Source organism: Neptunomonas sp. CHC150 (assembly GCF_030397555.1).
In the GTDB taxonomy this organism is placed as follows: Bacteria; Pseudomonadota; Gammaproteobacteria; order Pseudomonadales; family Balneatricaceae; genus Neptunomonas; species Neptunomonas phycophila.
Map to the genome: position 1 here is coordinate 540,529 of NZ_JAPNXU010000006.1, position 23,942 is coordinate 564,470.

Consider the following 23,942-nt stretch of genomic DNA (forward strand, 5'->3'; position numbering starts at 1 on the left):
AGTCAGGCGATCCACCTGATAAAAAAAGCCCCCACCAGAACTCTTAGGTGGGGGCTTTTTTATGGGTAACGGCTACGCTATTTCCATAGCGTTTGCAGAAGCTCTGTTGTTCTAGCAGCAGGGTTTTCTCTAATCGCTTTTTCTTGCTCGGCTAGTTTTAAAAACAAGCCATCGAGCGCTTTGTTTGTTACATAGTCAGTCAAATCAGTGTCGATTGATTCTCCGACGACGGGTAGACTAGCCGCTTTTTTAGCGAGTTGATCGTACGAGCGGGTTGCATCAACACTAGATAAAGCCGTGCTGATTTCAGGTTTGAATAAAGCCGCAATCTTATCGCCTGACTTGTCCTTTAAATATTGGGTAGCTGCGTCATCGCCACCTGAGTATATAGTGCGCGCATCCTCAAAACTCATGTTGGTAATGGTTTCAGAAAGAATAGAGGCGGCTTTAGGTGCGGCTTTTTCTGCGGCACGGTTAATAGAGTTTTCAAACTCGTCGACCTGGTCGCTCATACCAAATTGGCGTAAAGCTCCCGACAGCTTATCTAAGCCGTTAGGCAAGGGGACTCGTATGTCAGCATCATTTAAGTAGCCGCCATTTGCAGAGACTATAGCTACCGCACGTTGGGTGCCGACTGATAACGATTCTTTTAACCCCTCTATGATGGTGGACGTCTCCAATGATGAGGACGAGCCTGTGTTGTTACCTGATGTGAGGGAGTCTTTGAGTACGCTACCACCTTCATCTTTGACCTTATCAACTAAATCCGACCATCCTGCGTTAACGTGAGGTACAAGTAAGCAAGAACTCATTAATATGGCCGGAGCCCATAATTTACGCATTATTCAATCCTTTTACGGTTAGTCGTTAGTAAGTCTGATGTATAGACTGCCACAGAGAAGATTTATTCCAGCTTTACACCAATTAAGCCGATAGATTACGCGAAAATAAAGAAGAAGGGGAAGCGAAGCGAAGAGACAAGATTTACCTAAGCGGCTTTTAATAATCTAAAGCCACTTAGGTATTGAGAGCTATATTAAAGAAAACACTTAGATTTTCTTAGCTTGCTCTACGGCGTTACCAATATAGTTATGCGGTGTCAGTGCTTTGAGCTCTGCTTTAGCAGCTTCTGGCATGTCCAGTGTGTCAACAAAAGCAAGAATTGTTGACTTGCTCATAGCTTGACCCCGTGTCAGCGCTTTTAGCTTTTCGTAAGGCTCTTCGATAGCGTAACGGCGCATCACCGTTTGGATAGGTTCCGCTAGCACTTCCCACGCATTTTCTAGATCTTCGTCTAAGCGCGCGGCGTTTAACTCTAATTTAGAAATACCTTTTAAGGTAGATTGGTAAGCAATGACGCTGTAGCCAAAACCTACGCCCATGTTACGAAGAACCGTTGAGTCGGTTAGATCGCGCTGCCAGCGGGAGATAGGTAATTTAGCGGCTAGGTGTTGCATGATGGCGTTTGCAATACCTAAGTTGCCTTCAGAGTTTTCGAAGTCAATTGGGTTAACTTTGTGCGGCATAGTAGAGGAGCCGACTTCGCCCGCAATCGTTTTTTGTTTGAAGTAACCCATGGAGATGTAACCCCAGATATCACGATCAAAGTCGATGATAATGGTGTTGAAACGACAAACAGCATCAAACAGCTCTGCTATGTAATCATGAGGTTCGATCTGAGTTGTGTATGGGTTCCAGCTAATGCCGAGACCTTCGATAAAGTCTTTAGCGTTGGCTTCCCAGTCGATATCGGCATAGGCAGATAGGTGAGCATTGTAGTTACCAACGGCACCGTTGATTTTGCCTAAGAACTCTACATTGTTGAGTTGTTTTATCTGACGTTGCAAACGATGAGCTACGTTTGCCATTTCTTTACCGACCGTTGTCGGAGAAGCCGTTTGCCCGTGTGTTCGAGACAGCATTGGTTGCGTAGCGTAATCGCGACCCATGCGAGCAATTTCATCAGCAATTTTTTGCATTTGTGGCTTTACAACGGCTAAGCCGTCACGAAGCATTAATGCATGAGACAAGTTGTTGATGTCTTCGGAAGTACAAGCAAAATGAACAAATTCGTTGATGGCCTGCAGCTCAGCGTTAGATTGGATCTTTTCTTTGATCAAATATTCTACGGCTTTAACGTCATGGTTTGTTGTGCGCTCAATTTCTTTTACGCGCTCTGCATCCGCTTCGCTAAAATTATCAACTATATCGTTAAGAAGTGCGTTTGCTTCATCGCTGAAAGCAGGAACTTCCTGAATCTGGGGGTGTGAGGCCAGTTTTTGTAACCAACGAATTTCAACCAAAACGCGGTTGCGGATTAAACCAAATTCACTGAAAACAGGGCGTAAGTCAGCAGTTTTACTGCCGTAACGGCCATCTACCGGAGAAACGGCGGTGAGTGCAGAAAGCTCCATGTATCGTCTCGCTGTAGCTATAGGGTTAAAAAGAAGGCGGGATTATAGCGGAAAATATAACGAAAATCTGTAGTTAGATTCAGCCTACACTCTGGACAAAGGATGAACTTGTGCGGTGTTTTTATAAGCAATGTGTTTCAAGGAACAGTGCCGCACCCTCAGCACTAAGCGGTTTGCTATAAAAGTACCCTTGTATGTAATCGCACTCCGCGGCTTGTAAAAAATTAAGGTGGCTTTCAATTTCAATGCCCTCAGCCGTAACATGCATACCTAAGTGCTTAGCCATACTAATTATGGATTGTAGAACACCTCTAAATTTTTCACCTTCATCTATTTGTACGATAAAAGCTCGGTCAATTTTTAGATGATCGATTGGCAGATTTGTAATGTATGCTAACGATGAATAACCCGTACCAAAATCATCCAATGCAATACTAATATGACGGTCATGGATTTTGCGTAAGAGTAACGCTGCTCCTTCTGGATCGTCAATTAAAACGCCTTCTGTAATTTCTAACTCTAAGTTGCGAGGATCAGCGCCTGTTTTTTCTAAATACAGGTCTAAATGGGCTAAAAAATGAGTATCAAATAGTTGAACTGGGGATACATTGACGGCCATTTTACCGGACCATAATCCTTGTTGCTCCCACGCTACCTGCTGTTTCAAGGCTTGATGTAGTACAAAATAACCCAGTTCTAATACTCGTCCTGTATCCTCAGCAACGGCAAATACATCGAAAGGGGATACAGAGCCTTTAGTTGGATGGCTAAAGCGTGAAAGAGCCTCGAAGCCGGAGATGGTCATGGTGTGTAAATCTAGCTTTGGTTGATAATAGACCGTTAATTGATTTTTATTCAGTATGTTGGCTACATACCGTTCCATATCGACGCGTTTAGTGAGCTGTTCACTGAGTTGTTTGTTGTAGAAACTACATTGCTCCCTGCCATTATCCTTGGCATTGTACATCGCTAAATCTGCGCATTGTAATAATTCATCAAAGCTCGTTGCATCATTAGGTGAAATACTTATGCCAATACTCGCACTGACAATCGCATGATAACCGCCGATAAAGTAGCTGTCAGACAGCGCAGTAATAATTGCTGTGGCGATGTTTTCAGCGTTGATGTTTGTTGAGTCTGGGATGAAAACAGTAAATTCGTCACCTCCAAATCGAGCACAGATAGCATTGCTGGGAATTGATTTAAGTAAGCGTATGGACGCCTCTTGTAATAATAAATCGCCAATATGATGGCCCAAGGTATCGTTAATGTTTTTGAATCGGTCAAGATCGATAAACATTAACAAGGATTCCTTACAGGGCGTAGCAAGGTTGTCCAAGCAGGCTGAAACTTGTTCTTGAAAGTACTTCCGGTTATGTAATTTCGTTAAACTATCTGTATTGGCTTGCGACTCTAAAAGTTTGTCTCTTTGTAGAGCATTTAACACAATTGAGCTGTGCTGAAAGTATTCGTTTGTGCGTGGATGATATGTTTTACGATCGTTAGCAACGATAAGGAAAACTCTCAGGTGCTGTTCGTTTGATAATTGAAACAAGGTGTAGCTGCTATCAATAGAGAGGTAAGGGGTTGTTATACGTGATTTTATTTGATCGTAAGAAAAACAAACACTTGTGCCGGGCTCTATATCGTCGAAGGCAATAGTTGGATCCTGCAGTATATGGTCCTTTACATGCAGCTTATTGTCTTTACAGTCAAATCGATAACTAGAATAACTGGTTTCGTTAATGGAATCGGATACATAAGCAAAGATGCTATGGGCGGCTGTTAAGAGTGGTATATTGCGAATGATCGATTCCATACATTCTGAAAACGCTGCTCTAGTTATCAGTTTTTCATCAATCTCTGTGAGCGCTGTGCTTATATCAGACTCTGATGATAGCTTGGTCGTCATTGTGTTGAATGAATTAGCTAAATCTTCATATTCGTCGTTTGTTTTAATAAGCACTTTATGTTGCAAATTGTTTTTGTAAATTTCCTGAGTACCTAACAGTAATGCATCAATTGGTTTTAGGTGCTTCTTTACAAGGAACAGAATTGCGTACGTTGTTAATAATAGGGCTAGTGCAATACCAAGGAAAAGTAAGTTTTGAAAGCTGTATAAGTCTTTGAAAATTATAGACTCTGGCTTGCTAGTGACTAAAATCCAGTCGCTGCTTTTAAATTGATGACCTAGGTATAGCTGCCAATGAGCAGAGAGCATTTCTTCCTGTTCTTCGTTCATCCACTGGATTAACTTGCTCTCTTTTTGATTTAATTGCGTGATAGCTGCGAAGTTTGGTGGGTTATTAGAGCAGTGAAGCAATAGTAGTTTTTTTGTGTATACACACAGCTCTTCATACGCATCTAAATAGGTGTCTGCCCATAAATATTCTTGGTTTAACTCAGCCGTGTATAAAGTTGCTTGTGGTCCATTGGTTTGAGTGACGTGAAAAGAGATCGACAGCTCGTCTCCGTTTTGGGTTACTTTTAGCGAAGGGTATTCAAAATTCCCTATGTTAGTGCCTTGGCTGACTTCTAACGGAGTTTTATCGATGCTTAAAAAATATTCAGATAATAATTCCTGATCGGAGTCGTCTAAATTATTATCCAAAGCTTGTGTTTCGATCACAAGTTTTAGGTGGCTTTGGGCATTATAGAGACGCTCGAACATGTCAAGCCCGTAGCTTTTGGTGCTTTCGCGAATAAGTGTGCTCTGACCTTGAATCAGTAGCTTTTTTATTTCGTGATTAGAGATAAGTGCTGTAAATAGTATAGGGACTATTACAATGGAGAAGCACAAAATAAAAAGCCGACGGGCTATTTTACTCTTAAATATTTCGAGCTCTATTTTCATTAATAATCAGAAGCTAAGCCGATATAGGAGCCGTCGTTGGCAACAATGATGTCATCTTGGCTTTTCTTAGCGTTAATAGGGCTGGTGGAATCTCCGTCTTTTCCTTTACTGTAAAGGTCGTACGCACCATTGATTGGCTTCAAGTTTTTATCTTTTCTGACTTTTCCATTACCTTTTACTGTTGATAAATTGAGGTAGACATAGTTGTTACCCCATGGATCTGTCTTTTGTTCATCGGATAAGCTGAGTTCGTCAAGGGAATTTGGGAAGCGATTGTTCACTGCGTTGAAAATCTCGATTTTATCAATTAGTACTTGCAGTTGAGATATAGCGACACCGTTATCTACTTTATCTTTATAAGCGCTGTAAGAAGGGTAGGCGAATGATACGATAATACCTAAAACAGCCACTGCAATAAGCAACTCCAGCAGGCTCAGTCCTTTACAGTATGCGTTCGAAATTGTCATTCACCCTCACTCTTAGAAAAACTGTAAGTCCTTACATGTTAAGTGTAGTAGGTTTCGACAAATTTACCTTTTTCTTTATCGGATTTTTTGTAGAGAAGGTCTAATTCGAGAGCGGAAAAACAACATGTGCCAGCGCTTACCACCTACTTGATTCCACAAAATGGCAGCACGAACACCAGCAAGTAATAGGGCACGAATTTTAGCGGCATTTTCTGCGTTTTGCAGATGTCGTGGGTCTCCAGAGACCTGTATTCTAAAATTAAAAGTGCTGATTGTGTCTTGGTATAGGTTAGCGATGTTGGCAATGATACTGGAATGCGTGAACGCTGATGGCTCGTCCATAGGGTTGGACACATCTGGGCTAAAATAGTGAGTCTTCTCTCTAATGTCGTCTAGTCGATCGCTAATTGTCTCAAGCATGCCAGGTGTTTTGCGCACCTTGGATTGAAGCATCATTAGGCTTAATACATAGTTGGTGATGTTGTTGTTTTTCACATCGCCTTTTTTTTCAACCAGGTCGCTTAACGTCTTGATGCCCATACCTAAATTGTTGGGTAAGCTACTAACCCCGCCAAATACATCTTCGGTAATATTGGGTGAATCAACAAATAAGCTATAAATAGAAGACTCAAGGCTGTGTTGAGGTACCATGCCTCGAGTGGCTATTTGATCGACTAAGGTCGCCACTTGAAACATGGCGGCTAAAGCTATGGTTTGTTCATCATGTTCACGAGACATTAATTACGCCTTTTTTCCAGTCGATTCGATAGCACCACCACCTAAACAAAGATCATCTTTATAAAAGACGACGGATTGCCCTGGGGTAATAGCGCGCTGCGCTTCGTTAAAGTGGACTATATAAGATCCATCTTCTTGTTTTTCAAGTACACAATCCTGATCTTCTTGACGATAACGGACTTTGGCTTTGCAGTGATAAGGGGTTTGTGGTGATTGCCCATTTATCCAAAACAAAGAGTCACTCGTTAGCCAATCAGTAAAGAGCAAGTCGTTTTCTATACCTTGAACGGCGATTAACACGTTACGCTCTAGGTCTTTACCTGCAACAAACCACGGTTCTTCTGGGTAGTTTTTGAGGCCGCCGATATGTAAGCCTTGACGTTGCCCTATGGTGTAATACATCAAACCTGAGTGTTCACCAATGACGTCTCCACTCTCTGTTTCTATTTTTCCAGGCTGAGCCGGTAGGTATTGCTGTAAAAAGTCTTTAAAGCGGCGCTCTCCAATAAAGCATATGCCAGTACTGTCTTTTTTGTTGTGAGTAATAAGGTCGTGTTCTTCTGCTATCCGGCGAACTTCAGGCTTTTCAAGCTCACCCACGGGGAATAAGGTCTTCTTAATTTCGTTTTCTCCCACTTGGTGGAGAAAGTAGCTCTGGTCTTTGTTGTTATCTAAGCCTTTTAGTAAGCACGTGTGTCCGTCTCTTTCACCGCGTCGTACGTAGTGACCTGTTGCAATAAAGTCAGCTCCTAATTCAATCGCGTACTCTAAAAATGCTTTAAATTTTATTTCCCGATTACACAAAATATCCGGGTTAGGAGTGCGGCCGGCTTTGTATTCCGCTAAAAAGTATTCAAATACATTATCCCAGTACTCAGCCGCAAAGTTGGCTTTATGGAGCACAATGCCTAGCTTGTCACAGACTGCTTGGGCATCGGCCATATCATCCATTGCTGTGCAATATTCAGTGCCGTCGTCTTCTTCCCAGTTCTTCATGAACAGGCCTTCTACTTGATAGCCTTGCTGCATTAGTAAAAGCGCAGAAACAGAAGAGTCGACACCGCCAGACATGCCGACGATAACTTTTGCAGTATGATTTTGGGTCATGAAATACTCGAACTAATTGGGTCAGTGTTAAATGTTGCGTACAAAATTTACGGGAAACCGCCGATTATCCAGATAATCGTCAATGCATGCCAGTACCAGGGGGCTTCGAATTTGATCGAATTGTGCAATTAACTCTTCACGTGACATCCATAGTGTTCTTACAATGTCATCATCAAGTTGATAGTTAGGTTCTGCTGATAAGATGGAGGCGGCATAGCATAAGCGGTGATACGTTACGCCATTACTACCTTCACACGTATACAAGCCGACAAGATCGGTAAGCGCTACATTAAGGCCTGTTTCTTCAAGTGTTTCACGAATGGCGGCTTGTTCGAATGTTTCACCTTCTTCTACATGGCCAGCAGGTTGGTTGAAAACATGTTGACCATTGTCGATTTCTTCCACCATCAAAAATAGACCTTTTTGCTCAATAATAACGGCAACGGTAGCATGCGGTGTCCAACTCATATGAATCTCCTAGGTAACTCGTGGAAATACTAGCATTAATGGTATGATTTTTCTTAAACAGTGATGACGCGGAAACGATATGGACTCAATTAGAATTGATGTGCAAACAGAAGACTTTAATATTGCACAGTTACATCATTGGTTATCATTGGGCAATGTATCATCTGGAGCTGTCGTTACCTTTACGGGCTTGGTTAGGGATCAGACCACCAATGATTTTGAAGGCTTGTTTTTAGAGCATTACCCAGGCATGACCGAAAAAGCATTGTTGGCTATTGCTAATCAAGCTTGTGAACGTTGGGACATTAACAAACTGCACATCGTGCACCGTGTGGGCCGTTTGCTGCTTGCTGACAATATTGTGTTTGTAGGGGTTTCGTGTCCGCATCGTGCGGAAGCTTTCGAAGCAGCCCAGTTCGTTATGGATTATCTAAAAAGGGACGCGCCGTTCTGGAAAAAAGAAATCGGCAAAAACCCTAAATGGGTAGAGCAAAAACAATCAGACCTAGACAAAGCGTCTCAGTGGTAAAAACGCTATATCCGCTTTAGCGTTTAGTTTTTAATAGCTTTGATCCCTTGGTTGGTTTTCTTGTAGAGGCTTTGCCACCTGTTTTTGCGGCGGTAGAGCGTTGGTTTTTTAGGGGGCGCTGCTTGTTTTTGGAAGGGATGGTAATATTTGCTTCCATATGGCGCTGTTCACCCGGCGCTAAGCCCTCAGTAGTCCACGCTCCAATAGCGTATCTAATAAGCCGTAGTGTAGGGTGGCCTACGGCGGCCGTCATTCTTCTTACTTGCCTGTTTTTCCCTTCGGTTATCTTTAATTCTATCCATGTGGTCGGGATATCCTTGCGCTCTCTAATAGGTGGGCGGCGCTCCCAAACATGCGGGGGGGCTATAACGCGGGCTTGGGCAGGACGCGTAAGGCCGTCTTTCAAAACCACCCCTTTTGCCAGCTGTTCAATTGCCACGTCAGATACCATGCCTTCTACTTGAGCCCAGTACGTTTTTTCCATTTTAAACTGTGGATGTGCTAAGTGATGCTGCAATGCGCCATCATCAGTTAAGATCATTAAGCCTTCGGAATCAAAGTCTAAACGGCCAGCAGGATAAAATCCCGGCGTTTTAATGAAACTAGCTAGTGTAGTTTTCTCACCAGATTCAGAAAATTGGCTTAAGACATGATAAGGCTTATTTAATAAAATGATGTTAGACATGAAAGGCCTAAAGCTAAGCTGGAAAGTGGGGCATAATTATACAAAGAAGATGCAATATGCGCATGCAAGATTGTATAACAGTGTATATAAAGTGAGACAGTACTATTTTGGGGCTGATGAAACAGTCTATTGCTAATTTAGCAACTTGTATAAAACCTGACCTTCTAACAGGCAAAACAACAGTAAACTGCTGCTTTGCCTGTAATCAGCAAATGAAGGTGATTAAAGAATTATGAAGCGATGGGGGTGATGTTAACCGCATGCAGCCCTTTGGGGCCTGGAGTTGTCTCAAACTCTACGGTTTGTCCTGCTTTAAGACTTTTATAACCTTCTGATTGTATTGCTGAATAATGGGCAAATAGATCTTCGGTGTAATTTTCATCTGGGATGATGAAGCCGAACCCTTTAGCATTATTGAACCACTTAACTTTCCCTGTCTGCATCACGTACTCCTAGTTAAAACTGTTTAAGGTCTACCTGCAGATAGCAGACCTATACCGCTCACTCCTGCTACACTCAAATGAAAGAGTTGTAACTAAGAGTGAATCTTCCATATTATTCTAACAGGGATATCAGAAATCCATCTCCTGTTACAATTAGTATAGCATTCTGTTAAGGCTGTGCTAATCATTGTATTTTTTTTAATAAAAATTTACAGAGTAAATTCATGTTTGAAGTAATAAAATCGGTTAAAACAAGATTATCGTCTGAGGATGAGGACAATAATAACGACCACGGTGGCTTGGTAACTCAAGAAGCAGCGCCTAAACTCAAAAGACCATCTATGTATCGGGTCGTTTTGATGAATGATGATTTCACTCCTATGGAGTTTGTAGTAGAAGTATTAATGATCTTTTTTAATATGAATCAGGAGAAGGCAACACAAGTAATGCTTTCGGTGCATACACAAGGAAAAGGCCTTTGTGGCGTTTTTTCTCGTGACGTCGCTGAAACTAAAGCAACACAAGTGAATCAATATGCTAGAGATAACAAACACCCGTTGTTGTCCGAAGTAGAAGCTGTATAGCGGAGGCGTGGCTATGTTAAATCGTGAACTTGAAGATACGTTAAGTGCAGCGTTTAAAGGAGCAAGAGAAAAACGTCATGAGTTTATGACGGTTGAACATCTATTGTTAGCATTGCTCGAAAACAGTGACGCGTCCAAGGTGCTTAATGCTTGCGGTGCGAATTTAGAAAATTTACGTCAAACCTTATCAGATTTCATTGATGAGACCACTCCACTCCTACCTGAAAATATACCTAATATGGAAACCCAGCCAACTTTAGGTTTCCAGCGTGTACTGCAGCGTGCTGTATTCCACGTGCAATCATCTGGCAAAAGCGAAGTTAGCGGCGCTAACGTTGTTGTCGCAATTTTTAGTGAGCAAGAAAGCCAAGCGGTTTACTCTCTTCAACAGCAAGGCGTTGAACGGTTAGATGTTGTTAACTTTATCTCTCATGGCATAGGTAAATCAGCTGATGATGAAGACGAAGCAGCGGCCGAAAATGATGATGAAGGCGCTCAAAGCAGCGCAACGGCACTAAGCAAGTATGCGGTAAACCTTAATCAGCAAGCGGCAGAGGGTCGAATTGATCCGCTCATTGGTCGCGCTGCCGAGGTTGAACGTGTTATCCAAATTTTGTCTCGCCGTCGTAAAAACAATCCGTTGTTAGTGGGTGAAGCTGGCGTGGGTAAAACTGCAATAGCTGAAGGTCTGGCTAAGCTGATTGTGGATGAAGAAGTCCCGGAAGTAATTCAAGGTAGTATTGTTTATTCCTTGGATTTAGGTGCCTTACTGGCGGGTACTAAGTACCGCGGTGATTTTGAAAAGCGCCTAAAAGCTCTGCTGGGAGAAATTAAAAAAGCAGACAAGTCGATTCTGTTCATCGATGAAATCCATACCATTATTGGGGCCGGTGCAGCTTCTGGCGGCTCAATGGATGCTTCTAATTTACTCAAGCCGCTACTTAGCTCTGGGGATTTGCGCTGTATTGGTTCAACAACGTTCCAAGAGTTCCGTGGAATATTTGAAAAGGATAGGGCGTTAGCGCGTCGTTTTCAAAAAATTGACGTGCTTGAGCCTAGCGTTGATGAAACATATGAAATTTTGCGCGGGTTGCGGAAAAAATTTGAGCAACACCATGAAATCGAGTACACCGATGAAGCATTAAAAGCGGCCTCTGAGTTAGCTGACCGATACATCAATGATAAGCATATGCCAGATAAAGCGATTGATGTCATCGACGAAGCTGGCGCATATCAACGTTTGCTAAGTGCCGATAAGCGAAGCCCTGTTATTGGTTTGCATGAAGTCGAAACCGTCGTGGCCAAGATCGCTCGCATTCCTCCTAAAACAGTGTCTGTATCGGATAAAGAGCAGCTTAAAAAGTTGGATAACAACCTCAAGATGGTTGTGCTGGGGCAAAATGAAGCCATTGATAGCCTGTCATCCGCTATTCGCTTGTCACGCGCAGGCCTTAATGATCCGCATAAACCCGTGGGTAACTTCTTGTTTGCTGGCCCAACAGGGGTGGGTAAAACAGAAGTAACTAGCCAACTTGCCCGCATTTTGGGTATTGAGCTAGTGCGTTTTGATATGTCTGAGTATATGGAGCGACATACAGTTTCGCGCTTGATAGGAGCGCCTCCGGGTTATGTTGGGTATGACCAAGGCGGGCTATTAACTGAAGCGATAACTAAAAGCCCTCACTGTGTACTGTTGTTGGATGAAATTGAGAAAGCGCATCCCGAAGTATTCAACATCCTGCTTCAGGTAATGGATAACGGATCGTTAACTGATAACAATGGCCGTAAAGCTGATTTTCGCAATGTCATACTGGTTATGACTACCAATGCGGGTGCTGAAGCGATGAGTAGACCATCTATTGGTTTTACGCATCAAGATCACTCGACAGATGGAATGGAAGCCATTAAGCGACTCTTTACGCCTGAATTTAGGAATCGTTTGGATGCGGTTATCCAATTTAAACCACTATCAACAGATATTATCATTGGCGTGGTGGATAAATTCTTAACAGAACTGCAAGCTCAACTGGACGAGAAGAAAGTGGTGCTTACGGTTGATGATGAGGCGCGTGCTTGGTTGGCCAGTCATGGATATGACGAGAAAATGGGGGCGCGTCCAATGAAGCGTTTGATTCAAGAGAAACTCAAAAAGCCACTTGCCGAAATGATCTTGTTTGGTGATTTAGCTAATGAGGGCGGGGAAGTACATATTTCTGTTGATGAAAAAGATGAACTTGCTCTAGAAACAATAGTGGCGACTGTTTAAGTCGCCACTAGCAAATCTTTGCGGGAAGTGCACCCAAGTGTGCACTTTACTGCACTAACGAGCGCGGTATACGATGCGACCTTTAGTCAAATCGTATGGTGTTAGTTCAACTTTAACCTTATCGCCAGTTAATATGCGGATGTAATTCTTACGCATTTTACCAGAGATATGTGCCGTTACTACGTGGCCGTTTTCGAGCTCTACGCGGAACATTGTGTTCGGCAGAGTGTCGATCACGGTACCTTCCATTTCAATGCTATCTTCTTTAGCCATTAATTACCTACCTGTGGAAAGGGCTGATTTCGAACGATGTCCTATTCTCAGAGCGGCGTATTTTGCCTTAATTACGCGGGGATATCAAAAGAAATACAGGAAAAACTCATCGAATAAGTATCCATTGGCCATCAATAAGGAATTCCATAGGCCTAAATCCTATTTTATATTTCATTTTTCTACACGATTGCACCCAATAACCAAGGTATAAATAATCGAGCCCTAATCGCTCACATTCTGCAATTTGCCATAAAATTGCAAAAGTCCCTAGGCTTCGCTTGCTAAATTCTGGGCTCGGATCGTAAAAAGTATAGGTGGCCGAGAGGCCGCGAGTAAGCGTGTCGGTCACAGAGACAGCTATAAGAGTATCTTCTAAGTAGTACTCGATAAACTCACAAGGTTGGTCTCCGTCGACTAGAAAGCTAACAAACTGCTCTCTCGTGGGAGGGTACATGTCGCCATCCGCATGACGCTCGTTGATGTAGCGTGTATATAGATCAAAATAATCGTCATTGCAGTGTGGGGTGGCATGTTTAATAACTAAGTCTTTGTTGCGGCTGATAATTCGGCGCTGGGTTTTGCTAGCCTTAAAAGTGGCTACGGGTATCCTGACAGATATACACGCTTGGCATTGCTCGCAGTGGGGACGATAAATATGCTTGCCGCTTCGACGAAAGCCTAGGTCTGATAATTGGCTAAACGCACCCACACTGATGCTTGTTTGAGGATCAACAAACAAAGTTTTTGCTTTATTGCCCTCAATATAACTGCAGTTATGCTCAGGGGTTGCAAAAAAGTGCAATTCTTTAAGGTCTGTCATCTAGCTAAAATCACCATTAACGATAGCTTAGCAGCTATGGTCAAATATCCATTGGTGTTCTGGTTCGCTGTCTATATGGTTATTAATATAGAGTAAAAATTCGTCCCGTGAAATCCCTATAGCCCCCAAACTTTCAAGATGGGGGTTATGCACTTGGCAGTCAATTAATGGGTAGCCCCATGTGTTAAGTTGGCGTGCTAATTTAATAAAAGCTACCTTCGACGCATTAGGTCTTAAACTAAACATGGATTCACCAAAGAACAACTTGCCCATAGCAAGACCATAAAGCCCCCCTATAAGCTCTCCATGCTCAGACCAGACCTCGACCGAGTGTGCGACACCTTGTTGGTGGAGCGATTGATAAGCGGTGATTATTTCGTCCGTAATCCAAGTACCCGATTCCTCTCGTAGCGCAGAACAGTGCTCAATAACGGAATTAAAAGCGTGGTCAAAGGTGACGTTCCAAGCATACTTCTTTATGTGCTTTTTCATGCTTTTAGAAATATAAATATCGCTTGGCTTAAGTACGCAACGAGGGTTAGGACTCCACCAAAGGATGGGTTCGTCTTCACTAAACCAAGGGAAAATGCCATGCCTATAAGCGTTAACTAAGCGTTGGGCGGACAAGTCGCCTCCCGCGGCTAGCAGTCCGTTGGGCTCTTGTAGTGCATCGTCGACTGGAGGGAAATCTAAATGAGTAGGGGATAACCAAGGTATCATTATTAGTCGGCTGTCGAATTATTTATACGGGCAAGTGTGGTAAGACGTTAAACCTGTTTCATGTGATGAGCAATAAAAAAGGAGGGTGATTTCCCTCCTTGTTGATATAACAGCGAAAAACTACTGCTTTATTACTTGGTTAGCCCATCAAGGAAGCGCTCAGCATCCAGCGCGGCCATGCAACCGAAGCCAGCAGATGTAATAGCCTGTCGATAAATATGATCGCAAACATCACCCGCCGCATAAACACCTGGTACGCTAGTTTGTGTCGCGTTACCGTCAAGTCCAGACTGGATTTTTAAATAGCCGTCTTTCATCTCCAATTGGCCTTCAAAAATATCTGTGTTTGGTTTGTGGCCAATCGCTACAAATACGCCAGATAAGTCTAGTTCTTGAGTAGAGCTGCCGTCTGTGCTTTTAATGCGTACACCAGTAACACCCATATCATCGCCAAGGACTTCATCTAGCTGATGGTTCCAAATGATATTAATGTTGCCATTTTCAGCGCGCTCAAACAGTTTGTCTTGCAAGATCTTTTCAGAACGCAAGCTATCGCGGCGATGAATTAGTGTAACTTCGGCTGCAATGTTTGATAAGTAAAGTGCTTCTTCTACTGCGGTGTTACCACCACCGATAACCGCTACTTTTTGGTTGCGATAGAAGAATCCATCGCATGTTGCACATGCGCTTACCCCTTTACCTTTGAAGGCTTCTTCTGATTCTAAACCTAGGTATTGCGCCGATGCGCCAGTTGCGATTATGAGGGCGTCGCAGGTGTAAGTTCCCATATCGCCGGTAAGAGTGAAAGGGCGGTTTTTTACATCTACTTTGTTGATATGATCAAAGAGAACTTGAGTGTCGAAACGTTCAGCATGAGCTTTCATACGTTCCATTAGCTCTGGGCCTTGAACGCCTTCTACATCACCAGGCCAGTTATCAACTTCGGTCGTGGTGGTTAATTGTCCACCTGCTTGCATACCCGTAATAACGACTGGGTTAAGGTTAGCACGTGCTGCGTAAACGGCTGCTGTATAGCCAGCAGGGCCGGAACCTAAAATAATTAGTTGATGGTGTTGTGTTTCGCTCATGATAGTAGCCTTAAATCCAACTCGTATTGATACAATATCTACATATGATGGGGCGCAGCCCTTAAAATGCAATGACATTGGTTTAAAAATCATTAAAAGCAGTAAAGTTGCCTTCAATAAAACTTTTCGCTACCTCAAGTTGCACTTGTTAGAAGCGGTTAAGTAAAGATGCAATATGATACACAGAAATTATTCGCAACGGCTAATAATGATTACTCTTAAGGATATAGCTTAGCCTGCGATAGGGCGCGTGTGTTACTTCGTAAATAGCATCACATTTATGGGAAACAATCATATTTTACGTTGTCTGTGCAGAGCAGAAAGTTAGCAATTGTGCTATTTTTGTCGGTTTGTTATCAGTGCTTCAAGTTTAAGGATATTGAGTGGATAAAATGCGATCAGCCAGCCCGCAAGCGTTTATGGATTTACTGGCACGCGTAAGTAAAAGTTTTGTGCTGTTAGTTATTGCAGCCCTGTGTCTTTTTTTATTACTGAGTTTATTGGGCTACCACCCCAAAGATCCGGGGTGGTCTCATCTTGGGTATCATCCTGAAGTTCAAAATTGGACCGGGAAAGGCGGGGCGCTTGTCTCAGATATTGCTTTTTCTTTTCTGGGAGTAGCGGCGTGGTTAATACCATTTGTTATTGGTATACCCATTATTCGTTTCATGATTCGAGGTGAAATTTCGTTATTAGATGGGCTCCCGTTTGTGATGCTGCGAGCATTGGGCGTGTTGCTTATTGTAACAACGCTTAGCACATTAGCGTCTATCCATGTCAGCAATGCCAGTTTAGGTTACAGCTTTACAAGTGGGGGGCTACTTGGCGAAGCAATATCGGATGTGATGGTTTCGTGGTTCAGCATTTTAGGAAGCAGTGTTCTTTTGCTCGCTACGCTTCTGATTGGATTGACGTTTTATCTCGAGTGCTCATGGGGACAAATGCTCGATGCCGTCGGTAATTCTGTGCTTAAAGTGGGCTCTATAGGTCAGTTATTTACGTTCAAGCCAAAGCCGACTAAAGGTCCAGAAACCTCGGTACAAGAGCGCGCTGAATCTTTACGCGAGCAATTTAAACAACGCTTCGAGCAGCCTAAAGCCAGACCGGTTGCACAAAGCGGTAATACAGCCGCTGCGACTCCAACTGCAACGCCATTAACGTCAACACCAGTCCGGGACAATACCGAGTATGACCTGGATAAAAGCCATTTGTCTTTGTCTGCGAATCGCTCGTTTGATGTTAATGAATCAACTGGCGAGCTATTGTCTCCTCCGGTACAAACCACTGAAGAGGTTGATATTCCTGTCGTCACTAACGTGGTGTCGTCTAGCACGAACCCTACCTTTGATGAAGGTACCAAGGCAGCGGCGCCTACGATTGCTGGTATACCCGTAGTGGACCCGGTTAACCCTAAGCCATCATCATTAACACCGACCGGTTCAGTAGGGCAGGGCAACCCACTCAGTACAGAACAGAAAAAAGCGCTCAAAATTGTACCTTTGGCTGAAACGCATCAGCCAATTAAAACGGAAGATGAAGTAGATCTAAACACGCCTGCTATGGATAGACGCCCAGCGCGATCTATACAAAAAATTCCTTCTATGGATCTACTTGACCCTCCTGAATTACATACGGAAACCGGCTATACCGACGAACAACTAGAGGACATGTCGCGTTTGCTAGAAAGCAAGCTGAAGGATTTTGGGGTTGTAGCCGAGGTGGTTGAAGTTAACCCTGGCCCTGTTATCACTCGCTTTGAGATACAGCCAGCACCGGGAGTAAAAGCCAGTAAAATTACTAATTTATCAAAAGATTTGGCTCGCTCATTAGCAGTGCTGAGTGTGCGTGTAGTGGAGGTTATCCCCGGTAAATCCGTCATGGGTATAGAAATACCCAACGAGACGCGACAAATGGTGCGCCTAAGCGAGGTCCTTAACTCAAAATCCTACAAAGAATCATCATCGCGCTTATCACTGGGCTTGGGTAACGATATAGCGGGGAACCCAGTGGTAACTAACCTTGCCAAGATGCCACATTTACTGGTCGCGGGTACTACAGGCTCGGGTAAGTCCGTTGGTGTTAACGCTATGCTACTGAGCTTGCTGTATAAAGCGACTCCTGAAGAAGTCCGCTTGATGATGGTTGACCCAAAGATGCTAGAGCTGTCTATTTACGAAGGCATACCGCATTTATTGACACCTGTTATCACTGATATGAAAGAGGCCGCAGGCGGTTTGCGTTGGTGTGTGGGGGAGATGGAGCGTCGCTATCGCTTAATGGCAAAAATGGGAGTGCGTAATCTAGCTGGATTTAACGATAAAGTTAAAGCAGCAGAACAGCGCAATGAGCCTATTCGGGATCCACTTTGGAAGGCAGAGGAGCACGGAGAACCAGAAGGTACACCCGCTCCTTATTTGGAATCACTTCCGTATATCGTCGTCGTTATTGATGAGTTTGCTGACATGATGATGATTGTCGGCAAAAAAGTAGAGGAATTAATCGCCCGGATCGCTCAAAAAGCCCGTGCCGCAGGGATTCATCTGATTTTGGCTACGCAGCGACCTTCTGTCGATGTCATTACTGGCTTGATAAAAGCCAACGTACCTACGCGTATTGCCTTTCAAGTATCTTCTAAGATTGATTCACGTACCATCCTTGATCAATCGGGCGCAGAGAACTTATTAGGTAACGGCGACATGCTGTATTTGCCCGCTGGAACAAGTGTCCCTAATCGAGTCCATGGCGCATTTGTGAGTGATGACGAAGTACATCGAGTAGTTGAAGCATGGAAACAATTAGGCTCTCCGGTTTACATCGATTCTATTCTGGATGAGAGCAGCGGCGATGCAACTATGGGCAGTGGCGGTGGTCTATTTGATGAGGAGCAAGACGCTCTTTATGATGAAGCCGTTGCTTTTGTAACAGAAACTCGCAAAGCCTCCATCTCCAGTGTGCAGCGCAAATTAAAGATTGGTTATAACCGTGCTGCACGCATGATAGAAACGATGGAAGCGGCGGGAGTGGTTACCGAAGCAGGAAGTAATGGTCAGCGCGAAGTATTAGCTCCGCCGCCAGTGAGGAATTAATGGATGAAATTAGTGCTTAATAAAAAAACATTCGTAACACACTGTTTAACCGCTTTATTGTGTGTGATGCCAGTGAGTGTGTTTGCCGATGAGACAGAAAAAGATCCCGCGCAAGCGCTAAGCAGTGTGCTAAAAAGTTACGAGCGCTTTAGTGCCGATTTCGAGCAAATTACTCGTTCTGATCAATCAAGTGAGTCAGAAATTAGCAAGGGTGAGATGCAGATAGAGCGCCCAGGAAAGTTTCGCTGGGAGACCAACACACCGTTCCCACAATTAATCGTAAGTGATGGTGAGAATGTTTGGATTTATGATCCTGATTTGGAGCAAGCAACGCGTAAACCCGTAAACCTAGAAGACACGAATGGGGCTGCACTCATCCTCAATGGCAACATCGAAGAGCTGCAAGAGAAGTTTGATATTAGCATGCCGGTCAGTGATGCCGGTTCGCAATTGTTTGACCTTCAACCCAAAGACAATCAAAGTAGTTTTCAGCGGATCCGCATTTATTTTTCGAATGGCGTGATGTCCGAGCTAATGCTTCAGGATGTATTGGGACAGCAAACGACAATCGTTCTTCATAACTCAAGCATTAACCCGGCATTTAGCGATACCCTGTTTGAATTTACACCACCTGAAGGTGTCGATGTGATTATCAGCGACCAGATGTAATGGATGATTTGTTTGGAGCTCCCTCGCCAGTGTATCAACCACTGGCGGCCAAAATGCGTCCCACCACGCTTGCCAACTACATAGGGCAATCTCATCTTCTAGGCGAGGGTAAACCGTTGCGTGCAGCAATAGAGCAAGGGATGCTGCATTCAATGATTTTATGGGGGCCGCCTGGTGTTGGGAAAACAACGTTAGCTAAAATAGTGGCTAATACGTGTGATGCTCATTTTATGACAATCTCGGCTGTCCTCTCAGGTGTCAAAGATATTCGTGCCGCTGTCGATGAAGCCAAGCAAATAGCTGTTTCTCGCCAGCAAAAAGTTATCTTGTTTGTTGATGAGGTGCACCGCTTTAACAAATCACAACAAGACGCATTTTTACCCTATATTGAAGACGGGACCTTCTTATTTATTGGTGCCACGACTGAAAATCCATCATTTGAGCTCAATAACGCCTTACTTTCTCGGGCGCGGGTTTATCTTTTAAAGAATCTTACAACCGAAGAGACTCAAGCGGTAATAAATCAAGCGCTTAAAGATGAAGCTCAGGGTTTAGGTAAAAGGCACCTCACCTTTGAAGAAGGGGCGTTGGCTCAGTTAGCATTGGCCGCAGATGGAGATGCAAGACGTGCATTAAATTTGCTGGAGATCGCCGCAGACTTTGCCGAAAAGCAAGAAGACGGTTCAGAAGCCATTCGATTAAGCGCGTTATCGCAAGTGCTAGCAGGCAATGTACGACGTTATGATAAGCAAGGTGATTTATTTTACGACATGATATCGGCTTTCCATAAGTCAGTGAGAGGGTCATCACCTGATGGTGCATTGTATTGGTGCTGCCGCATGCTAGAAGGAGGCTGTGATCCTTTATATATTGCTCGCCGATTAGTTGCTATCGCTTCAGAGGACATTGGTAATGCAGACCCTCGGGCCATGCAAGTAGCGTTATCCGCTTGGGATGCATTTGAGCGAGTAGGGCCAGCAGAAGGGGAACGTGCTATTGCGCAAGCGGCTGTGTATTGTGCCTCGGCCCCTAAAAGCAATGCTTTATACATGGCTTATAACCAATGCCGATCAGATGTGCGCCAAGACCCCGATTTCGAAGTGCCTGTTCATTTACGTAATGCGCCAACATCATTAATGAAAGACCTAGGTTACGGTGCAGAATATCGTTATGCGCACAATGAACCTAATGCTTACGCGGCAGGTGAAGTCTATCTTCCAGAAGAGATAGCACAGCGCCGATATTATCAGCCGAGCGATAGAGGGCTTGAGTCTAAGATTCGAGCTAAGTTTGAAAAGTTGAATGAGCTAGATCAGGCCAGCCCGCAAAAACGCTATACATAACTCTTATCTGAGTAAATCACTGCCCAAACTCTGCTACCTTTGGTAGGCTTTTCTTCAGATAAACACCCGTTTTTGGCTGCTAAGAGGAAAAATCAATGCAGATATTGTTAGCCGTAGGCTTTGGCGGTGCTTTAGGGGCGGTAAGTCGTTATTGGTTGGCGGGGATGCTTAATAGCAAAGCTGATAAGTTACCTTTAGGAACCTTGAGCTGTAATGTTATAGGATCGCTGGTAATGGGGATTCTGTTTGTCCTTATAATGGAAAAGGCCAAGTTATCACCTGAGTTACGCCCCATGTTAATGGTCGGTTTTTTAGGGGCATTTACTACCTTTTCATCTTTCTCATTAGAAACGGTGGCTCTCTTGCAGGAAGGGCATACCATGTCTGCTCTAATCTATGTATTATTAAGCGTCATTTTATGCATCATCGCGTTAAGCGTCGGTATTTGGTTCACTCGCTTGTTTTGATTAAGGTTTTTAAGAAATATGTTAGACACAAAAATTGTCCGTTCTAACCCTGAAGCTGTTGCGCAACAGCTGGCTAAGAAAAAATATGAATTTCCCTTGGATTTGTATAACGAGCTTGAAGCTAAGCGTCGTGATATACAGGTGCAAACTGAAAATCTTCAAAACGAGCGAAACACACGATCCAAAAGCATTGGTAAAGCCAAGGCTGCTGGAGAAGATATCAAACCCTTGTTGGCCGAAGTACAAGATTTAGGCGACCAGCTGGATGCAGCTAAGGCGCAACTAACCGCCGTTGCTGACGAGCTCGATAACTTATTGATGGGAATGCCTAACCTGCCTGACGCAAGTGTTCCTGAAGGCATGGACGAAGACGATAATGTTGAGGTCCGTCGCTGGGGAACTCCACGCGCGTTTGACTTTGAGCCTCTAGATCATGTGGCCCTGGGCGAACAAGATGGTGGTTTAGATTTTGAAACGGCAGCTAAGCTTACGGGTTCCCGCTTTGCTGTGATGACTGGAAAAATGGCGCGTTTACACAGAGCACTAATTCAATTCATGTTAGATGTTCAAACAAACGAACACGGTTATACCGAAGCTTACGTACCTTACTTGGTCAATGAAGATAGCTTGCGTGGTACTGGACAGCTACCAAAGTTTGGTGAAGATCTATTTAAAATACCATTCGGTGACCGCCAGTATTATTTGATCCCTACTGCAGAAGTGCCCGTTACTAATATGGTGCGCGATACTATCGTAGACGCCGATCGTTTGCCGCTTAAGTTTGCTGCTCATACACCGTGCTTCCGTTCCGAAGCTGGCGCGTCAGGCAAAGATACTCGCGGTATGATTCGCCAGCATCAGTTCGAAAAGGTCGAGATGGTACAAATTGTTGATCCTGCTACTTCTTGGGAAACGCTGGAAGAGATGACAGGACATGCCGAAGCCATTTTGCAAAAATTAGAATTACCTTACCGAGTTGTTGCGCTGTGTGGCGGTGATCTAGGCTTTGGTGCGGCTAAAACATACGATATAGAAGTATGGTTGCCTGGTCAGGATAAATACCGTGAAATATCGTCTATTTCCAATATGACTGACTTCCAAGCTCGCCGCATGCTGGCGCGTAGCCGAAACGCTGAGACGGGCAAACCAGAGCTGCTACATACGTTGAATGGATCTGGTTTGGCCATTGGTCGTACTTTGGTCGCGGTATTAGAAAATTACCAGCAAGCCGACGGCACGGTAATTATCCCTGAAGTGCTGCGTTCTTATATGGGTGGTATTAGCCAGCTGTAAGCCCACCGAAAACTCTACATCGCCACCGTTTTACCGGTGGTGTGTAATGCCCTAGTCCAATTAATGGAGTAGGGCATTACTTTTTATAGAAGGTCAAGGATGAGCAAACTGCCCTATAAACGACTCTCAGGCTTCTATTTTTTCTATTTCTCGCTGTTGGGCGCAATGATGCCCTACTGGTCGCTTTACTTAAAACAACTCAATTTTGATGCCAAAGCCATTGGTTTTCTTATGGCGACTTTGTACTGCTCTCGTATTTTTGCGCCTTCTTTATGGGGCTGGCTAGCCGATAAGACGGGTAAACGCATGTCAATTATCCGTTGGGGCGCCGCGGCTACTTGGCTATTATTTCTAGGCATATTTTGGCAAGAGAGTGCATGGGGTATAGGCCTCATTATGCTGGCCTACAGCTTCTTTTGGAATGCCGTTTTGCCACAGTTTGAGGTCGTTACACTCAATCATCTGGGCGATAAGCGGGAGCGATATAGTCAAATACGCGTATGGGGCTCTATTGGCTTTACTTTAACGGTAGTGGCTCTGGGTTATATCTTCGATTTTATTAGTGTCTCTTGGTTACCTGTCATCATGCTTCTTTTGATGATCATGATATGGCTCAATGCATGTTTGGTGCCGGCTGGCGATACTTCTACTGTTTTAGAATCAACCGAACATTCAAATGGTGGGATGTTCCTTAGCACATTATGCAGGCCTGCAGTCATCGCTTTCTTTACTGCAACATTCTTAGTTCAGTTATCACACGGCCCTTATTATACGTTTTTTAGTGTGATGCTAGAGGATCAAGGCTTTAACCGAAGTGAAATTGGTTACATGTGGTCCTTAGGTGTTCTGGCTGAAGTAGTGGCGTTTATTTTTATGCACAAAATGATAGGCCGCTTTGGAGTGCGAGGGGTGATGTTGTTTAGCTTGTTAATGGCGGTGGTACGCTGGGCTGTGATTGCTTTGTACCCAACGAATATCGTCTTACTATTGATGAGCCAATTGTTGCATGCATTTACTTTTGGGGCTTTGCATTCAACTGGGGTAGCTTTAGTCCATAATTTTTTTGATGCAAATACACAAGGTCGAGGTCAGGCGTTGTTTTCCAGCGTTGGCTTTGGTTTAGGTGGGACTCTGGGAGCTGTGCTCTCGGGAATGTTTTGGCAATCCCATGGTTCTATGGTGAGTTTTCTGATGGCGTCTATCATTTGTGCGGTTGCGCTTATTTTAACTTATACTTGGGTCTATCCTATTGATAAAGCAGGGGCTAAAAATTGATTTTTGCACTGCGGTAATTATCGCTATATAGTGAACTTCGTCCTGTTTTATAAACTAATAATAAAGGGTTCTATTTATGAACTTTAAAATTGATGTGGACATGACACCAGAAGAGTTTCGTAAAGTAATGGGCTTACCGGATGTAGCCTCATTACAAGACGAAATGATCAGCAAAATTAAAGAACAAATGGAAGCGGGTGTTGAAGGCTATGACCCGTTAACATTACTCAAACCCTATTTAACAAATAGCGTGGGCTCGGTTGAAGCCTTTCAAAAAATGATGCTGGGTATGATGAGCCAATACAACTCATCGAGTAACGACAAAAAATAATCCAGCTCGACACATTTAAGGG

General features: G+C 43.8%; 23 protein-coding genes. 10 read left to right on the forward strand and 13 right to left on the reverse strand.

Annotated features, from left to right (window positions below; all coding sequences use genetic code 11):
* Positions 1-77: 77 nt before the first annotated feature.
* The 7 genes from OW491_RS08535 to OW491_RS08565 form a co-directional block, all read right to left on the reverse strand.
* Positions 78-842: a DUF4197 domain-containing protein gene (locus OW491_RS08535; RefSeq protein ID WP_290035567.1), complete on the reverse strand. Its 765-nt coding sequence runs from the start codon at positions 840-842 to the stop codon at positions 78-80.
* 207 nt (positions 843-1,049) lie between these two features.
* Positions 1,050-2,414 (reverse strand): adenylosuccinate lyase, encoded by a 1,365-nt coding sequence (gene purB, locus OW491_RS08540; RefSeq protein ID WP_215151735.1) that lies wholly within the window; start codon positions 2,412-2,414, stop codon positions 1,050-1,052.
* A 121-nt stretch (positions 2,415-2,535) separates the two neighbouring features.
* Positions 2,536-5,085 (reverse strand): EAL domain-containing protein, encoded by a 2,550-nt coding sequence (locus OW491_RS08545; RefSeq protein ID WP_290035568.1) that lies wholly within the window; start codon positions 5,083-5,085, stop codon positions 2,536-2,538.
* 182 nt (positions 5,086-5,267) lie between these two features.
* The gene (locus OW491_RS08550; protein WP_075172192.1) at positions 5,268-5,735 is read right to left on the reverse strand and encodes a prepilin-type N-terminal cleavage/methylation domain-containing protein; all 468 of its coding nucleotides are present in this window, start codon (positions 5,733-5,735) and stop codon (positions 5,268-5,270) included.
* Positions 5,736-5,810: 75 nt separating this feature from the next.
* Entirely contained in the window at positions 5,811-6,473 is a 663-nt protein-coding gene (hflD, locus tag OW491_RS08555; protein ID WP_075172191.1) for a high frequency lysogenization protein HflD, read from the reverse strand.
* Between the two features lie 3 nt (positions 6,474-6,476).
* The gene (gene mnmA, locus OW491_RS08560) at positions 6,477-7,580 is read right to left on the reverse strand and encodes a tRNA 2-thiouridine(34) synthase MnmA (protein WP_290035570.1); all 1,104 of its coding nucleotides are present in this window, start codon (positions 7,578-7,580) and stop codon (positions 6,477-6,479) included.
* Positions 7,581-7,607: 27 nt separating this feature from the next.
* Entirely contained in the window at positions 7,608-8,048 is a 441-nt protein-coding gene (locus tag OW491_RS08565; protein WP_290035571.1) for an NUDIX hydrolase, read from the reverse strand.
* A 79-nt stretch (positions 8,049-8,127) separates the two neighbouring features.
* Here OW491_RS08565 and OW491_RS08570 point away from each other — a divergent pair, with 79 nt between their 5' ends.
* Complete coding sequence (locus tag OW491_RS08570; protein WP_075172188.1) at positions 8,128-8,577, forward strand: molybdenum cofactor biosynthesis protein MoaE; 450 nt, start codon at positions 8,128-8,130, stop codon at positions 8,575-8,577.
* A 16-nt stretch (positions 8,578-8,593) separates the two neighbouring features.
* Here OW491_RS08570 and OW491_RS08575 read toward each other — a convergent pair whose 3' ends face one another.
* Together OW491_RS08575 and OW491_RS08580 are read right to left on the reverse strand one after the other, a co-directional pair.
* On the reverse strand, positions 8,594-9,262 hold the full coding sequence (locus tag OW491_RS08575) for a pseudouridine synthase (protein WP_290035574.1): 669 nt from the start codon (positions 9,260-9,262) through the stop codon (positions 8,594-8,596).
* Between the two features lie 230 nt (positions 9,263-9,492).
* The gene (locus tag OW491_RS08580) at positions 9,493-9,705 is read right to left on the reverse strand and encodes a cold shock domain-containing protein (RefSeq protein WP_075172186.1); all 213 of its coding nucleotides are present in this window, start codon (positions 9,703-9,705) and stop codon (positions 9,493-9,495) included.
* A gap of 224 nt (positions 9,706-9,929) precedes the next feature.
* Here OW491_RS08580 and clpS point away from each other — a divergent pair, with 224 nt between their 5' ends.
* Entirely contained in the window at positions 9,930-10,289 is a 360-nt protein-coding gene (clpS, locus tag OW491_RS08585) for an ATP-dependent Clp protease adapter ClpS (RefSeq protein ID WP_075178884.1), read from the forward strand.
* 13 nt (positions 10,290-10,302) lie between these two features.
* On the forward strand, positions 10,303-12,555 hold the full coding sequence (gene clpA, locus OW491_RS08590) for an ATP-dependent Clp protease ATP-binding subunit ClpA (protein ID WP_290035576.1): 2,253 nt from the start codon (positions 10,303-10,305) through the stop codon (positions 12,553-12,555).
* 54 nt (positions 12,556-12,609) lie between these two features.
* Here the strand turns inward: clpA and infA are convergent, their stop codons facing one another.
* The 4 genes from infA to trxB all read right to left on the reverse strand — a co-directional run bounded on the left by infA (position 12,610) and on the right by trxB (position 15,456).
* A complete protein-coding gene (gene infA, locus OW491_RS08595) occupies positions 12,610-12,828 on the reverse strand; it encodes a translation initiation factor IF-1 (protein WP_075172183.1) in 219 nt (72 codons plus the stop codon).
* A gap of 106 nt (positions 12,829-12,934) precedes the next feature.
* Entirely contained in the window at positions 12,935-13,648 is a 714-nt protein-coding gene (locus tag OW491_RS08600; RefSeq protein ID WP_075172182.1) for an arginyltransferase, read from the reverse strand.
* A 27-nt stretch (positions 13,649-13,675) separates the two neighbouring features.
* A complete protein-coding gene (aat, locus tag OW491_RS08605; RefSeq protein WP_290035578.1) occupies positions 13,676-14,368 on the reverse strand; it encodes a leucyl/phenylalanyl-tRNA--protein transferase in 693 nt (230 codons plus the stop codon).
* A 131-nt stretch (positions 14,369-14,499) separates the two neighbouring features.
* Complete coding sequence (trxB, locus tag OW491_RS08610) at positions 14,500-15,456, reverse strand: thioredoxin-disulfide reductase (protein ID WP_075172180.1); 957 nt, start codon at positions 15,454-15,456, stop codon at positions 14,500-14,502.
* 392 nt (positions 15,457-15,848) lie between these two features.
* Here trxB and OW491_RS08615 point away from each other — a divergent pair, with 392 nt between their 5' ends.
* The 7 genes from OW491_RS08615 (at position 15,849) to OW491_RS08645 (ending at position 23,920) form a co-directional block, all read left to right on the forward strand.
* A complete protein-coding gene (locus tag OW491_RS08615; RefSeq protein WP_290035664.1) occupies positions 15,849-18,542 on the forward strand; it encodes a DNA translocase FtsK in 2,694 nt (897 codons plus the stop codon).
* Between the two features lie 3 nt (positions 18,543-18,545).
* On the forward strand, positions 18,546-19,211 hold the full coding sequence (gene lolA, locus OW491_RS08620; RefSeq protein ID WP_290035580.1) for an outer membrane lipoprotein chaperone LolA: 666 nt from the start codon (positions 18,546-18,548) through the stop codon (positions 19,209-19,211).
* A complete protein-coding gene (locus OW491_RS08625) occupies positions 19,211-20,554 on the forward strand; it encodes a replication-associated recombination protein A (RefSeq protein ID WP_290035581.1) in 1,344 nt (447 codons plus the stop codon). Before lolA ends, OW491_RS08625 begins: the two co-directional genes overlap by 1 nt.
* Positions 20,555-20,649: 95 nt before the next feature.
* Entirely contained in the window at positions 20,650-21,021 is a 372-nt protein-coding gene (gene crcB / locus OW491_RS08630; protein ID WP_075172177.1) for a fluoride efflux transporter CrcB, read from the forward strand.
* 18 nt (positions 21,022-21,039) lie between these two features.
* Positions 21,040-22,314, forward strand: a complete 1,275-nt coding sequence (gene serS, locus OW491_RS08635) for a serine--tRNA ligase (protein WP_290035583.1) — start codon at positions 21,040-21,042, stop codon at positions 22,312-22,314.
* Between the two features lie 99 nt (positions 22,315-22,413).
* Positions 22,414-23,589, forward strand: a complete 1,176-nt coding sequence (locus tag OW491_RS08640) for an MFS transporter (RefSeq protein ID WP_290035584.1) — start codon at positions 22,414-22,416, stop codon at positions 23,587-23,589.
* Between the two features lie 76 nt (positions 23,590-23,665).
* Positions 23,666-23,920 (forward strand): DUF6489 family protein, encoded by a 255-nt coding sequence (locus tag OW491_RS08645; protein WP_075172175.1) that lies wholly within the window; start codon positions 23,666-23,668, stop codon positions 23,918-23,920.
* The last annotated feature ends 22 nt before the right edge of the window (positions 23,921-23,942 follow it).